Below are 12,704 nucleotides of genomic sequence, written 5' to 3' on the forward strand. Positions count from 1 at the left end.
CGGCGTTGCGCGCCGCGTTACGGCAGCGGCGGCGCGGCCTTGCGCGGTAGCGCCAGCCGCAGCGCGCGCAGCAGCAGCCCCAGCCCGACCACGTACAGCGCATCGTCCAGCAGACGCACCAGCGCATAGGCATCCGGATGCAGGGCGCGGAACCGGGGCGTCATCAGGTCCACCCAGCCCAGCACCGCGTTCAACAGCCGCGGCACGATCGCACCCATCAGCAACACCGTCAGTCCAAACCGCGCCAGGGTGCGGGCGTGGCCCGGTGCCAGCCGTGGGAGCAGCAGCAAGGCGATCAGCGGCAGCAGCAGGCGCGCCAGCAGGCCGAGCGCGCCGGTCAACGCGCTTACGTCCAGTAGCGGGTGCACTCCCATCGCCAACATCCTCTCCTCCCCGGACGACGGACGACGCACGTCCTTGTTCTTCAGTACGACGGCGCGCCCCGCGCCGGCAGAGCGAACCACAACGCCAGCACCAGCAACAGCGCGCCCACCGCCGACAGCAACGCGACGATCGCCTGCGATACGACGATCCACAGGTTGGACTCGGTCGCGTCCGCGGCACGCGACATCAGCCACGCCGGCAACAACGACAGGCCCGTCGCCAGTACCACCACCAGCACCAGCAACCCCAATCCCCACAGGGCCAGCGTGCGCGGCCGGCCAGGGCGGCGCGTGGCCAGCAATCCCAATCCGACCGCATACATCACCAGGATCGGCGACTGGAACAGCGCGGCGGCCAACAGCTGGGTCACGAAGACAGCGTCCACGCCGCTCCTCCTCCTGATGGGCAGCGAAAGAGGCGGTCGGCACAGCCCGGAACCGCGCCGTGCGCGCGGCCCTGGCGTAACGGCAGTCCTCGCAGCACGATCTCCCTGGACGCGGGTCGCCGCGCCGTCATCCGTGCGGTTTTGCCACGCGCGGCGGCATGGCGAAGCGCAGCGCCATCACCACCAGCAGCATGCCCACCGCGACGATCAACCCGACGACGAAGCTCACGATGCCAAGCATGCTCGAGATCGAAGCGTAACTATGGCCTTGGGAAACCAACCACATCGGCACGAACGACAACGCCGTTCCCAGGCCCAAGGCAAACAGCAGCAGCGCCAGCCCGCAGATGCCCAAGGTGCGCGCACGGCCAGGATGGCGCGTGAACAGCAGCGCCAGCCCGACCACATAGACCAGCGCGAGCGGCAACTGCGTGAGCAGTCGGGTCAGCACTTGCAGCATCAACGAATCGTCCATGCGTTTATTCCCAGATAGATGGTGGAGGCGACGTCTTTCAGTCGGCGCTGACCAGCACCGCGTCGCGCTCGCGCAGCGCGGCATAGACCGGATCGGTGTCCGGACGCACGCCATGCCACGTCTCGAAGCTCTCGGCGGCCTGTTCCACCAGCATGCCCAGGCCATCCACCGTGTCGCGGCAGTGCGCCGCACGCGCCCAGGCCAGGAACGCGATCGCGACCTCGCCGTAGTTCAGGTCCACGGCCAGGGTCATGCTGTTGATCAGCGACAGCGGCAGGGTGAAGCTGGCGGCCGGGTCGCGGCCGATGGTGGTGGCGTTGACGATCAGTTCGAAATCGCCCAGCTCGCGCAGGTCCTCCCAGTAGCGCGAGATCGCCCGCGCCGGCTCGCCCAGCGCATCGACCAGCGCATCGGCGCGTTCCGGCGCCCGGTTGACCACCACCAATTGCTGCACGCCGGCCTCCAGCAGCGCCGGCGCCACGCCCCGCGCAGCGCCGCCGGCGCCCAGCAGCAGCGCGCGGCGGCCGCGCAGGTCCAGGCCGTTGCGGCCGGTCAGGTCGCGCACCAGGCCGGCGCCGTCGGTGTTGTCGCCGTGCCACTGGCCATCGCGGTAGCTGAGCGTATTGACCGCACCGGCCGACTGCGCGCGGGCGCTGTGCACCACGCTGAGCGCGAAGGCGGCTTCCTTCAGCGGCAGGGTCACGTTGGCACCGACGCCACCGGCCGCGGCGAAGGCGGCCAGCGCCGCGGCGAACCCCTCGGCCTGGACGTCGATCGCCTCGTACTGCAGGGCGATGCCGGTCTGCTTGGCGAAGGCGGCGTGGATGCGCGGCGACAGCGAATGGGCGACGGGATGGCCGAACACGGCAAAACGGGAGTTGGGCATGGAGCGCTCGTTGGTTGTTTTAGACTGGCGGCGACATTCCATGGACTCCCACATGCGGACCCCTGTCCTGCCGCTCGCGCTGGCCGCGAGTTTACTCTGCGCGCCGTGTGCGTTCGCGCTTTCCGAATTCGGCATCGAGGGCATGGGCGTGGTCTCGACCGCCGCGGACGAGACCCGCGCCAGCGTCGCGCCCGACGGCCAGCGCATCGTCTGGGCCAGTCCCGACCGCGCCGGCGGGCCGGGTGGCGGCGACCTGTGGCAGGCGGTGCTGCGCGACGGCCGCTGGCGCGACCCGCAACCGCTGCCGGCACCTGTGAACTCGCCGAGCCTGGACAGCGACCCGTTCTTCAGCGCCGACGGCCGCTGGCTGTACTTCGCCTCCGATCGTCCCGGCGGCCACGGCGGCAGCGACCTGTACCGCGCGCCGGTACTGGCCGACGGCGGCTACGGCGCGCCGCAGAACCTGGGCGTGGCGGTGAATTCGCCGGGCAACGAGCGCGCACCGGCCCTGTCGCTGGACGGCACCCGGCTGCTGTTCGCCAGCGACGGCCATGGCGGCGCCGGCGGCCTGGACCTGTTGGTGGCGCGCCTGCAGGGCCAGGCGTTCGCCGCACCGCAGGCGCTGGCCGCGGTCAACAGCGCCGACGACGAGACCGATGCGGCGTGGCTGGGCGACGGCCGCGCGCTGCTGTTCGCGCGTGCCCATGGCGGCACGAGCAGCCAGGTGCTGCTGGCGCAGTGCGCCGGCGGCCGCTACGCGGATCCGCAACCGCTGGCCCTGTCGTTCAACAACAGCGACGGCCACACCGCCGGCGCCGTGCTGGATGCGTCCAAACCCGGCGAACTGCTGCTGTCCGGCAGCGCCCGCGCGCCGAAGGCCGGCAAGCGCGACCTGTACCGGATCAAGGCGCCGGCGGCGACGGGCAGCGGCGATTGCCTGTAAGCGGGTCGAGCGGCGACGCGAGGCACTGAGGCGTTCGAGTGCGGCACGCGCGTTGCCGGGCGGAGGATAGCTACATGGCGAGACGCGCCGAAGTGCAGCAGGCCAGCGTCGTCCTGCACCGCCAGCGGACGTCTCGGGATACCCAGGCTGCTGCCATGCCGGCCGACAACAAGGGCATACGAGAAGCCCGTTGTGGGAGGGACTTCAGTCCCGACGCATGGCACCTGGACGTATCGCCGGTTCGCTTGCCGCGACCGAAGATCTCATCTAGCAGCTCGCTCTACTGCAGCTCAGCAAGACACGCCGTCGTCGTGCAGGAGCGCATCTCACCCCTTTTTGCAGGAACAGCCGCGACGTGCCCTGCCGGGTACCGGTCGCGGCTGAAGCCGCTCCTACGAAGCACAGCGCATCCGGTTGATCCATGGCCCGACGCAGACGGCAGGAGGCGCCCTGAAGTCACCATCTGCGGCCTGCACATGACGTGCAGCGGCGACGCAAGCACGCGGGGCAGCTGATCCCGCCGCTGGTGGCGCATCACCTCAATACACGTCACGCCGATAGCGTCCCTCGGCGCTGAGCGCATCCAGCGCGTCCTCGCCGAGGATCTCGCGCAATGCCACGTCCACGCCGCGCGCCATGCCCGCGAGGCTGCCGCAGACGTACACGGTGGCGCCGCGCGTCACCCAGTCACGGACCGCGTCGGCGGACTCGCGCAGTCCGTCCTGCACGTAGCGCTTGTGCGGCTGGTCGCGCGAGAACAGCAGATCCAGGCGCTGCAGATGGCCGGCGGCCTGCCACGCCTGCAGTTCGTCGCCGAACAGCGCATCGTGCGCGGCATTGCGTTCGCCGAACAGCAGCCAGTGCCCCTGCACGCCGGCCTGCTCGGCTTCGCGCAGCAGGCTGCGCAGGCCGGCGATGCCGGTGCCATTGCCGATCAGCAGCATCGGCGCATCGCCATGCCGGCGGAATCCCGGGTTGGCCCGCACCTGCGCGCGCAGTACCGCACCCAGCGGCGCATGCTGGCACAGCCAGCCGGCGCCCAGCCCGGGACTGCCGTCGTCGCGCAGGGTCAGGCGCACCACCAGTTGCAGCAGGCCGTCGGCCGGCACCGAGGCGATCGAGTATTCGCGCAGCGGCAGGTTCGGCAGCGCATCCACCCAGGCCTGCAGGTCGTCGCCTGGCGTCGGCGGCGTCAACGCGCGTGGCGCCAGCGCCTGCCACAAGGGTTGCCGCAGGCCATCGGCCTGCACCGTCTGTTCGGCATCCAGCGCTTGCGCGGCGAGCCAGGTGTGGACCGTCTCGTCGGCGTGGCAGGGCTGCACTTCCAGGATGTCGCCGGCATGCCAGTGCGCCTGCGGCGGCGGCGCCAGGTCGATGCGCCACACCGGCGCGCCGGCACTACCCGGATTGAGCAGGACGCGGCCGGCCAGGCGCCAGTCCAGCGGCGCCGGCGCCTGCAGCACCGGCGCCGACGCCGCCACGCCGGTGAGCGCGGACAGTTGCCATTGCCACTGCGCCAGCGCCTGCGGATCGGCGTTGTCCACTTCCAGCGGCGGGAACAGCGCCTGCGCGCCCTGCGCGTCCAGCCAGTGCTGCAGTTCCCGCGAGAAGCCGCAGTACTGCGGATACTGGCGATCGCCCAGGCCGAGCAGCGCGTAGCGCAACTCCGGCAGGGCCTGCGCCTGGCGCAGCACGCGCCGGACGAAGCCGCGCGCCGCGTCCGGCGGTTCGCCATCGCCGAAGGTGCTGACCACGAACAGCGCGCGTTCGACGCCGCGCAGGTGCGCCAGATCCAGCTGGGCCAGCGAGCGCACCTCCACCGCCAGGCCGGCCGCCTGCAGTTGCGCGGCGGTCTGCCAGGCCAGGCGCTCGGCCAGGCCGCTCTGGCTGGCGAAGCCCACCAGCCAGGCGCCGGCGGCATCGCCGACCAGCCCCGGCAGTGCGCGCCGCGCGGCGCGCAATGCGCGCTTCTTGCGCCGACGGTCGAGGTACAGCATCCAGCCGGTGACGAAGAACAGCGACATGCACAGGCTCGCCAGCAGCATCACCACGCGCCCGGGCAGGCCGAAGAAGCTGCCGGTGTGCAGCGCGAACATGCTGGTCAGCAGGCGCCGGCCCAGCGGCTGCGCGCGGTAGTCCAGGCGGCGCAGGATGCGGCCGCTGGCCGGATCGACCTCCACGCTGTCGTAGGCGCGGTCGTGCGCCGGATCGGGCGGCAGGTAGCGGGCGACGATCGGCTGGCCGCTGCGGCCGGGCAGGCGCAGGTCCAGATAGGCGCGCTGCGCGGCCGGCACGGTCGCCAGGGCCGCCTGCAGCCGTGCGTAGTCCACTGCCGGCGGCTTGCCGCCGCGACCGCCCTCCTTCTCCTTGGGCGCGGCATCGCCGCCGAGCATCGCCACCAGCCCCTGCCGGTACCAGTCGTAGGACCAGTACAGCCCGGTCGCGGCGATCAGCAGGTACACCAGCAGGCACCAGGTGCCGATCACCGAGTGCAGGCTCCACAGGAAGCTGCGGCCCTGCCGGTTCCACTCCACCGCCCACCAGGCGCGCCAGCTCCACCAGCGCCGCGGCCAGCGCAGGTACAACCCCGACAGGCAGAAGAAGATCAGCACGAAGGCGCAAACCCCGGTGACCGCCTTGCCGCGCTCGCCCGCGGCCAGGCGCCGGTGCAGGTCTTCGACGAAGGAGAAGAACCCGTCCAGCCGCGGCGCCGGCAGCACCGCGCCGGTGTAGGGATCGAAATACAGGCGGCCGCCGTCGCGACCGGGCAGGCGCACCGCGGACGGCCGCGTGCCGGTCGGGTCGATCAGCAGCCGGTTGCTGCGGTGCGCGCCGTCCAGGTCCAGGCGCCGCGCCAGCTCGGCCAGCGGCAGCGGCTGCTCGCCGGCGGCATGGCGCGCGGCGATGGCCGCCAGCGGCGGATTGGCCAGGCGCACGATCTCGTCCTCGAAGGCGAGCGTGGCCCCGCTCAGGCCCATCACCGACAGTACCAGCCCGGCGCTGATGCCGAGCAGCCAGTGCAATTGGAACAACAAGGACTTGATCACGGGCGAGGCGCAGAACGGGCGGTCGCGCATTGTAAATGAGAACGCTTATCGCATGCGATTGATCCGGCGCGGCGCGGCGTCTACCGCCAAGCGTGACCCGCGGCGCGGTTGCCATTTGCGGCACATCGAATGGTCACCTGACGGACATCGAATCTCGCCAGTTTCTTCACCTCCCCTGACCAGCCGAGGTTCCTGCAATGTCCGTCTCCCTGCGCGGTTGTCTTGCCCTGCTTGCGCTGTTCGCCGCCCAGGCGGCAAGCGCCGCCACCAGCTGTCCCACGCTCTACGCCGGCGGCAAGGCGCCGACGCTCGACGCGTCGATCACCAGCCGCACCACCGAGGTCTGCCATACCGAATACGTGCTGATGGCCTCCGGCGTGACCAAGGGTCCGCTGTACTCGGCCGAGCACATCACCGACCAGCAGGTCGCCGGCGCCGAATCGATCGGCCGCGTCGGCTCCTTCCACGACGAGACCGGCATCCCGGCCGCCGACCGCTCGCACACCTCGGACTACACCAACTCCGGCTTCGACCGCGGCCACATGACTCCGGCCGGCGACGCCTCGACCACCAGCTCGGAGAAGGAAACCTTCTCGATGGCCAACGTGGTCCCGCAGGACCACAAGCTCAACACCGGCGAGTGGGCGCGGATCGAGGAGCAGGTGCGTCAGCTGGCCAAGCAGCGCGGCGAGGTCTATGTGGTCACCGGCCCGGCCTTCGACAGCGGCACGCGCAGCAGCATCGGCGCCGACAACGTGCAGGTCCCGAACTACGTGTGGAAGGCGGTGTACGAGCCGGGCAACGGCGCGGCCGCCTACATGTGCGTCAACGACAGCACCATCAACTGCGACGTGGTGTCGATCAACGACGTCATCACCATGTCCGGCGTGGATCCGTTCCCGGCGATCAGCGCCAGCATGAAGGCCAATCCGATCGCGCTGACGTTGCCGTAAGGCGGGGATTCGGGAGTGGGGATTCGGGATTCGTAGAAGTGTCCCGACACCCTGCCCGGGTCGGTGCGGCCGGATGCGCGAGTGCGCAAACCGGCCGCCATTGCAAGCGCGCGCCCCTCAGGCGGTGTGCGCCGTCATCGCCTCGGCCAGCGCCGCGAACACCACGCTGCAGGCCGCGCTGCCGCGCACGTCCTGGTGCATCACGATCCAGCTCTCCAGGCCGACGCGCACCTGCTGCGCCAGCACCGGCACCAGCGCCGGCGTTCGCCGCGCCAACGCGACCTGGCAGAAGCCGATGCCGCAGCCGGCGCGCAACAATGCCAGTTGCGCCAGGTCGCTGTCGGCGCGCAACGCGAACGCCTCGCGCCGCCACAGCGGCAGGCCGCTGCGCGCGGCACGCAGGAACGGCGTCTCCGCATCGAAGCCAATTAGTGCGTGCTGCGGCAGTTCGTCCAACGCCTGCGGCAGGCCGTGCCGGTCCACGTAATCCTGGTGCGCGAACAGCGCCACCGCCACCTCGCCGACGCGGCGCGCGACCAGCACGTCCTGGGTGGGCCGGGTCATACGCACCGCCACGTCGGCCTCGCGGTGCAGCAGGTCCTGTACCCGGTTGCTCAGCACCAGTTCCAGCCGCAGTTGCGGATGCGCGCGGCGCAGGGCCGCGAGCACCGGCGGCAGCACTTCCGCGCCGATCACCTCGCTGGCGGCGATGCGCACCGTGCCGCGCACCGCATCGCCGTGGCGGCCCGCCGCGCGCTGCAGCGACGCGGCCAGGCTGGCCATCGCCTGCGCATGCCCGTGCAAGGCCAGGGCGGCATCGGTGGGCAGCAGGCCGGTCTGCGAGCGCACGAACAGCGGCACCGCCAGCGCCTGTTCCAGCGCCGCCACGTGCCGGCCGACCGTGGGCTGGGTCAGCCCCAGCGCGCGTGCCGCCGCCGACAACGAGCCCTCCTCCAGCACCGCCAGGAAGGACCGGTAGAGTTCCCAGCCGATCGTGTTGTCCATACAGAAATGTATAGCTGCCTGGTGGTCTTCGCCAATTTTCTTCTGCGGCACCGATACTGACACTGAGCGCCGACCCCAACGGAGCGCTGTCATGTCCCCATCTTCTTCCACGGCCCTGGTGCTGGGCGCCCGCGGCGGCATCGGCGGCGAACTGGCGCGGCAGTTGCGCGACGCCGGCTGGCAGGTGCGCGCGCTGCAGCGCGGCCTCGCCCACCCCAGCGAGGACCGCGACGGCATCCACTGGCGCCGCGGCGATGCGCTGCAGCGGGCCGACGTGTTGCAGGCGGCGCAGGGCTGCGCGGTGATCGTGCATGCGGTCAATCCGCCGGGCTACCGGCGCTGGTCGGAGCTGGTGCTGCCGATGATCGACAACACCATCGCCGCGGCCATCGCCGGGCGCGCCACCGTAGTCCTGCCGGGCACGGTCTACAACTACGGCCCGGACGCCTATCCGGCGCCGGACGAAGACGCGCTGCAGGCGCCGGTCACGCGCAAGGGCGCGATCCGGGTGGAACTGGAGCGGCGCCTGCAGGCGGCGACCACGCAGGGCGCACGCGCGATCGTGGTGCGCGCCGGTGATTTCTTCGGCCCGCGCGTGGGCAACAGCTGGTTCGCGCAGGGGCTGGTGCGGCCGGGACGGCCGGTCACGACGGTGACCCTGCCGGGCGATGCGGGCGTGGGCCACCAATGGGCCTACGTGCCGGACGTGGCGCGGACCATGCTGGCGCTGCTGCAACAGCGCACGCGCCTGCCGGCCTTCGCCCGCCTGCACATGGACGGGCACTGGGACGCCGACGGCACGCAACTGGCCGCGGCGATCGCGCGGGTCGCGCAACGCCATGGACTGGCGCCGCCACGCACGCGCCGCTTCCCGTGGCCGCTGCTGACCCTGGCCCTGCCGTTCTGGCCGCTGGCGCGCGAACTGCACGAGATGCGCCCGCTGTGGCGGCACCCGCTGCGCATGCGCAATGCGCGATTGCTGGATTTGCTCGGCGAAGAACCGCACACGCCGCTGGATGCGGCGGTGGAAGCGACGCTGCGCGGGCTGGGCTGTCTGCCGGCGGCGACGCCAGCGGCATAGCGCGGACGCGTGCGCGGGTGCGCGGTCGCGGCTGAAGCCGCTCCTACGAGATCCACGCAGATGGATATCAAGATCGCTGCCTGTGCAGGAGCGACTTCAGTCGCGACGCTTTTTCGAAGACCCCGTCGCGACTGAAATGTCTCCAACAGACAGAGAGACGCCGGCTCAGCGCGCCTCGCGCAGCCAGCGCGCCACCTGCGGCGCGAAGTAGGTCAGCACGCCGTCGGCGCCGGCACGCTTGAACGCCATCAGCGACTCCAGCACGCAGGCGCGCTCGTCCAGCCAGCCGTTGCCGATCGCCGCCTTGAGCATCGCGTACTCGCCGCTGACCTGATAGGCGAAGGTCGGCACGCGGAACTCGTCCTTCACCCGCCGCACCACGTCCAGGTAGGGCATGCCGGGCTTGACCATCACCATGTCCGCGCCTTCTTCCAGGTCCAGGGCGATCTCGCGCAGGGCCTCGTCGCCGTTGGCCGGGTCCATCTGGTAGGTGGTCTTGTCGGCCTTGCCGAGGTTGCCGGCGCTGCCCACGGCCTCGCGGAACGGGCCGTAGAACGCCGAGGCGTACTTGGCCGAGTAGGCCATGATGCGCACGTGCAGGTGCGCGTCGGCATCCAGCGCGCGGCGGATCGCGCCGATGCGCCCGTCCATCATGTCCGAGGGCGAAACGATGTCCACGCCGGCGTGGGCATGCGACAGCGACTGCTGCACCAGCGCCTCGACGGTGATGTCGTTGAGCACATAGCCGCGGTCGTCGATGATGCCGTCCTGGCCGTGGCTGGTGTACGGATCCAGCGCCACGTCGGTCATCACCCCCAGTTCCGGGAAGCGGCTCTTCAGCGCGCGCACCGCGCGTTGCGCCAGGCCGTCCGGATTCCAGGCCTCGGCCGCGTCCAGCGACTTGCCGGCCGGGTCGATCACCGGGAACAGGTCGATCACCGGGATGCCCAGTTCCAGCGCGGCCTCGGCCTCCTTCAGCAGCTCCTCGATCGACAGCCGCTCCACGCCGGGCATCGACGCGATCGGCGTGCGCCCGGGCACGTCGTGCACGAACACCGGCCAGATCAGATCGTCGACGGTGAGGGTGTGTTCGCGCATCAGGCGGCGCGAAAAGGCATCGCGGCGCATGCGCCGGGGACGGTAGTGGGGATGGGCCACGTGCAGGCTCCTGGATGGGCGGATTCTGGGAGGCCGCGCCGGTCGCACGGTCCGATGCCGCCAGGCACCCGGGCCGCGCCGCCGGCACCGGCGTGAACGCAAGGCGGCCCGCGTGCGGGCGCCGTCGGCTGCGCATGTTACTCCCGCCGGCGCGGCGCGCAGCGCGGGATGGTGCAACACAGCATGCCGGTCGCCCGGCACGCGGGTCAGATCACCCCGCCGCCCAGGCTCAGCCGGATCACCCCGACCACGATCACCAGCGCATTGAGCATCAGGCCGGTCTTGGCGCGGCCGCGGTTGGGCGCGGCGGTGAACAGCAGCCCGATCGCGGCAATCAGTGCGCCGACCGCGGCGAACGGAATCAGGAACCAGTTGCCCCAGCCGAGCAGCGGGATGAAGGCCAGGATCATCCACAGCAATGCCACGATGCCCCACAGCAGACTGATCAGGCCCATGCTGGCCTCCGTGCGAATGTCAGCCTGCACCATAGCGCACTGCGAAGGCCGGCGCGGCGCGTCCGCTGATCGGTCCGGCGCTGGTGCGGATCCATTCGGGGCCACGCCGGAGCTGGTCGCCGGCACCCAACGGGAAACTCCAGCGCGGCCGGTGATGACGGTCGATCCACGGTGACGGCGCAAACGGAACACCTGGGCGAAGCGGGTAGGGGATGCGCGCATTGGATCGTCTTACTGCGGGACGGGAACGCTGCACCGTCTTCATCTAGGAGGAACCCATGAAGCGCTGGATATGGATTTTCGCCCTCTGTCTACTGTCGCTCCCCGCCCTCGCCGCACCCGTCTACAAGAAGCTCGTGTGCCGCGACAACGACCCCTTCGTGTTCTGCACCCAGGGCTGCAAGGGTGTCGACAAGAACTGGAGCCCGGTCGACCCGATCAGTGGCTCCTGGCAAGCGGACCCCGGGTATTGCTTGCGGCCCAGTCCGGTACGCTGCTGCAAGCACGGTTGGCACTGCGGCGCGTGGACGCCCACCGCGATCGTGGCCGTGAAGCAGTACGAGGACATCTGTCCTGCCGCCGTCAACCAAGGCGAGTGGACGGACCCGAGCCGGCGTCCGGAAAACGTGCCCTACGAGCACTGACGCTCATGCCGCTGCACGACGCAGCGGCGTGCTGCCCCCGCCAGCCCGGCCCCCACGTCTTGGCATGGGGATCACGGCCGCCCTGCCAGGGTGGCGGCGCCGGGTTCGGCACGATTCACCCGGCCCGCCTATGATCGCGTGAGATCCGAACACGGGGGTAAGGCCATGAACATCCGACCGCTGTTGCCGCTGGCGCTGCTGCTGGCCCTGGCCGGCTGCGCCAGTTCCTCCAAGGTGATGGTCGGCGCGGCGCGGCCGCCGATCGATCCAGCGCTGGTGCAGATCTATTCGGCACCGCCGCCGGGGGCGGTGGATATCGCCCAGCTCGAATCCTCCAGCGCCGCCGGTTTCGGCACCCAGGGCCAGACCGATGCGGCGGTGGCCCGGCTCAAGCGCGACGCGGCCAAGCTCGGCGCCAACGGCGTGGTGCTGATGGGCGTGGGCTCGCAACGCTCCGGCGGCGGCCTGTCGGTCGGCGCGGGCAGCTACGGCGGCCATGTCGGCGGCGGCCTGGGCATCGGCATCCCCACCACGCAGAAGCGTGCCGCCGGCATGGCGATCTGGGTGCCGCCCGGGGCGCAGGCGCCAGCGGCGCCGCAGCCGGCGCCACCGCCCATTCGCTGAATCCAGTCAGCCTGCTGCCCTGCCCGGCCGATGCGTGCGCCGCTGGCGCACTTCCCTCGCTCCGCAGCGGATCGCCCCTGTCAGCCGGGATGGGCCGGGTGGGCCCATGGCGCACGGTATCCCCCTCGCGCGCTGAAACCCTTGCTAAGCTATTTGCGGGCAGGATTGGCGCGACCCGTCAGGGTCCCGGTCCGGGGTGCCGCCCGCCATGCGACGACACGTTTGGTCCGAACGTCTGGGATGGACCGCTTTCGACAGAGGGAAGTGCGATGAAACAGTGGCTATGGATTCTGGTTGCGTTCCTGGGGTTTCAGGGCGCCGCTGGCGCACAGCAGGTCTATGAAGATCTGGCCTGTCGCGACAACGACCCCTTCGTCTTGTGCACGCAAGGCTGCAAGGGCAAGGACAAGAACTGGACGCCTGTGACGCCTCAAGCCGGCGTATGGGTCGCAGTCCCTGGCTACTGTCCTTGGCCAACGTCGACCGGCCCTTGCTGCGTCGGAAACGTATGCTTCAAACCGTGGACGCAGAAAGCGGTAGATGCGGTCTATCAGTACATGTATATATGCCCGATCGGCGGCGGCAAAGCCCGCGATTGGACGGGACGGCAAAGGCCCGAAAAGGTTCCTGAGGATCATTGATCCGCAGCGACTGCGCCACTGCG

Annotated in this window: 14 protein-coding genes; 6 read left to right on the forward strand and 8 right to left on the reverse strand. The window is 70.6% G+C overall.

Going from position 1 to position 12,704, the window contains the following annotated elements; all coding sequences use genetic code 11:
* Window positions 1–17: 17 nt before the first annotated feature.
* The 4 genes from GGR71_RS15380 to aroE form a co-directional block, all read right to left on the reverse strand.
* Window positions 18–374 (reverse strand): hypothetical protein, encoded by a 357-nt coding sequence (locus tag GGR71_RS15380; protein WP_160963258.1) that lies wholly within the window; start codon window positions 372–374, stop codon window positions 18–20.
* Between the two features lie 50 nt (window positions 375–424).
* Window positions 425–769: a hypothetical protein gene (locus GGR71_RS15385; protein ID WP_160963256.1), complete on the reverse strand. Its 345-nt coding sequence runs from the start codon at window positions 767–769 to the stop codon at window positions 425–427.
* Window positions 770–896: 127 nt separating this feature from the next.
* Window positions 897–1,244: a hypothetical protein gene (locus tag GGR71_RS15390; RefSeq protein ID WP_048491292.1), complete on the reverse strand. Its 348-nt coding sequence runs from the start codon at window positions 1,242–1,244 to the stop codon at window positions 897–899.
* A 37-nt stretch (window positions 1,245–1,281) separates the two neighbouring features.
* Window positions 1,282–2,130, reverse strand: a complete 849-nt coding sequence (gene aroE, locus GGR71_RS15395) for a shikimate dehydrogenase (RefSeq protein WP_160963254.1) — start codon at window positions 2,128–2,130, stop codon at window positions 1,282–1,284.
* Window positions 2,131–2,182: 52 nt separating this feature from the next.
* Here aroE and GGR71_RS15400 point away from each other — a divergent pair, with 52 nt between their 5' ends.
* The gene (locus GGR71_RS15400) at window positions 2,183–3,073 is read left to right on the forward strand and encodes a TolB family protein (RefSeq protein WP_160963252.1); all 891 of its coding nucleotides are present in this window, start codon (window positions 2,183–2,185) and stop codon (window positions 3,071–3,073) included.
* 539 nt (window positions 3,074–3,612) lie between these two features.
* Here the strand turns inward: GGR71_RS15400 and GGR71_RS15405 are convergent.
* The gene (locus tag GGR71_RS15405) at window positions 3,613–6,120 is read right to left on the reverse strand and encodes a PepSY domain-containing protein (protein ID WP_160963250.1); all 2,508 of its coding nucleotides are present in this window, start codon (window positions 6,118–6,120) and stop codon (window positions 3,613–3,615) included.
* Window positions 6,121–6,317: 197 nt separating this feature from the next.
* Between GGR71_RS15405 and GGR71_RS15410 the strand changes: the two genes are divergently transcribed.
* Window positions 6,318–7,073 (forward strand): DNA/RNA non-specific endonuclease, encoded by a 756-nt coding sequence (locus GGR71_RS15410; protein WP_160963248.1) that lies wholly within the window; start codon window positions 6,318–6,320, stop codon window positions 7,071–7,073.
* 117 nt (window positions 7,074–7,190) lie between these two features.
* Here the strand turns inward: GGR71_RS15410 and GGR71_RS15415 are convergent, their stop codons facing one another.
* Entirely contained in the window at window positions 7,191–8,078 is an 888-nt protein-coding gene (locus GGR71_RS15415; RefSeq protein WP_160963246.1) for a LysR family transcriptional regulator, read from the reverse strand.
* 91 nt (window positions 8,079–8,169) lie between these two features.
* Between GGR71_RS15415 and GGR71_RS15420 the strand changes: the two genes are divergently transcribed.
* A complete protein-coding gene (locus GGR71_RS15420; RefSeq protein ID WP_184452097.1) occupies window positions 8,170–9,159 on the forward strand; it encodes an NAD-dependent epimerase/dehydratase family protein in 990 nt (329 codons plus the stop codon).
* 165 nt (window positions 9,160–9,324) lie between these two features.
* Here the strand turns inward: GGR71_RS15420 and hemB are convergent, their stop codons facing one another.
* Both hemB and GGR71_RS15430 read right to left on the reverse strand, forming a co-directional pair.
* Window positions 9,325–10,317: a porphobilinogen synthase gene (hemB, locus tag GGR71_RS15425; RefSeq protein WP_160963244.1), complete on the reverse strand. Its 993-nt coding sequence runs from the start codon at window positions 10,315–10,317 to the stop codon at window positions 9,325–9,327.
* 206 nt (window positions 10,318–10,523) lie between these two features.
* Window positions 10,524–10,772, reverse strand: a complete 249-nt coding sequence (locus GGR71_RS15430) for a hypothetical protein (protein WP_010340624.1) — start codon at window positions 10,770–10,772, stop codon at window positions 10,524–10,526.
* Window positions 10,773–11,050: 278 nt separating this feature from the next.
* On the opposite strand from GGR71_RS15430, the gene GGR71_RS15435 reads away from it, so the two are divergent.
* The 3 genes from GGR71_RS15435 to GGR71_RS15445 all read left to right on the forward strand — a co-directional run bounded on the left by GGR71_RS15435 (window position 11,051) and on the right by GGR71_RS15445 (window position 12,681).
* A complete protein-coding gene (locus GGR71_RS15435; protein WP_160963242.1) occupies window positions 11,051–11,416 on the forward strand; it encodes a hypothetical protein in 366 nt (121 codons plus the stop codon).
* A 165-nt stretch (window positions 11,417–11,581) separates the two neighbouring features.
* On the forward strand, window positions 11,582–12,040 hold the full coding sequence (locus GGR71_RS15440; protein WP_160963240.1) for a hypothetical protein: 459 nt from the start codon (window positions 11,582–11,584) through the stop codon (window positions 12,038–12,040).
* Window positions 12,041–12,309: 269 nt separating this feature from the next.
* The gene (locus GGR71_RS15445; RefSeq protein WP_160963238.1) at window positions 12,310–12,681 is read left to right on the forward strand and encodes a hypothetical protein; all 372 of its coding nucleotides are present in this window, start codon (window positions 12,310–12,312) and stop codon (window positions 12,679–12,681) included.
* Window positions 12,682–12,704: the final 23 nt, after the last annotated feature.

The sequence above is a fragment of the Xanthomonas sp. F1 genome, assembly GCF_014199855.1.

Coding starts and splice junctions, on each gene's coding strand:
- GGR71_RS15380 (WP_160963258.1), bottom strand. CDS start 374: ATGGGAGTGCACCCGCTACTGGACGTAAGCGCGTTGACCGGCGCGCTC.
- GGR71_RS15390 (WP_048491292.1), bottom strand. CDS start 1,244: ATGGACGATTCGTTGATGCTGCAAGTGCTGACCCGACTGCTCACGCAG.
- aroE (WP_160963254.1), bottom strand. CDS start 2,130: ATGCCCAACTCCCGTTTTGCCGTGTTCGGCCATCCCGTCGCCCATTCG.
- GGR71_RS15400 (WP_160963252.1), top strand. CDS start 2,183: ATGCGGACCCCTGTCCTGCCGCTCGCGCTGGCCGCGAGTTTACTCTGC.
- GGR71_RS15410 (WP_160963248.1), top strand. CDS start 6,318: ATGTCCGTCTCCCTGCGCGGTTGTCTTGCCCTGCTTGCGCTGTTCGCC.
- GGR71_RS15415 (WP_160963246.1), bottom strand. CDS start 8,078: ATGGACAACACGATCGGCTGGGAACTCTACCGGTCCTTCCTGGCGGTG.
- GGR71_RS15420 (WP_184452097.1), top strand. CDS start 8,170: ATGTCCCCATCTTCTTCCACGGCCCTGGTGCTGGGCGCCCGCGGCGGC.
- GGR71_RS15430 (WP_010340624.1), bottom strand. CDS start 10,772: ATGGGCCTGATCAGTCTGCTGTGGGGCATCGTGGCATTGCTGTGGATG.
- GGR71_RS15435 (WP_160963242.1), top strand. CDS start 11,051: ATGAAGCGCTGGATATGGATTTTCGCCCTCTGTCTACTGTCGCTCCCC.
- GGR71_RS15440 (WP_160963240.1), top strand. CDS start 11,582: ATGAACATCCGACCGCTGTTGCCGCTGGCGCTGCTGCTGGCCCTGGCC.
- GGR71_RS15445 (WP_160963238.1), top strand. CDS start 12,310: ATGAAACAGTGGCTATGGATTCTGGTTGCGTTCCTGGGGTTTCAGGGC.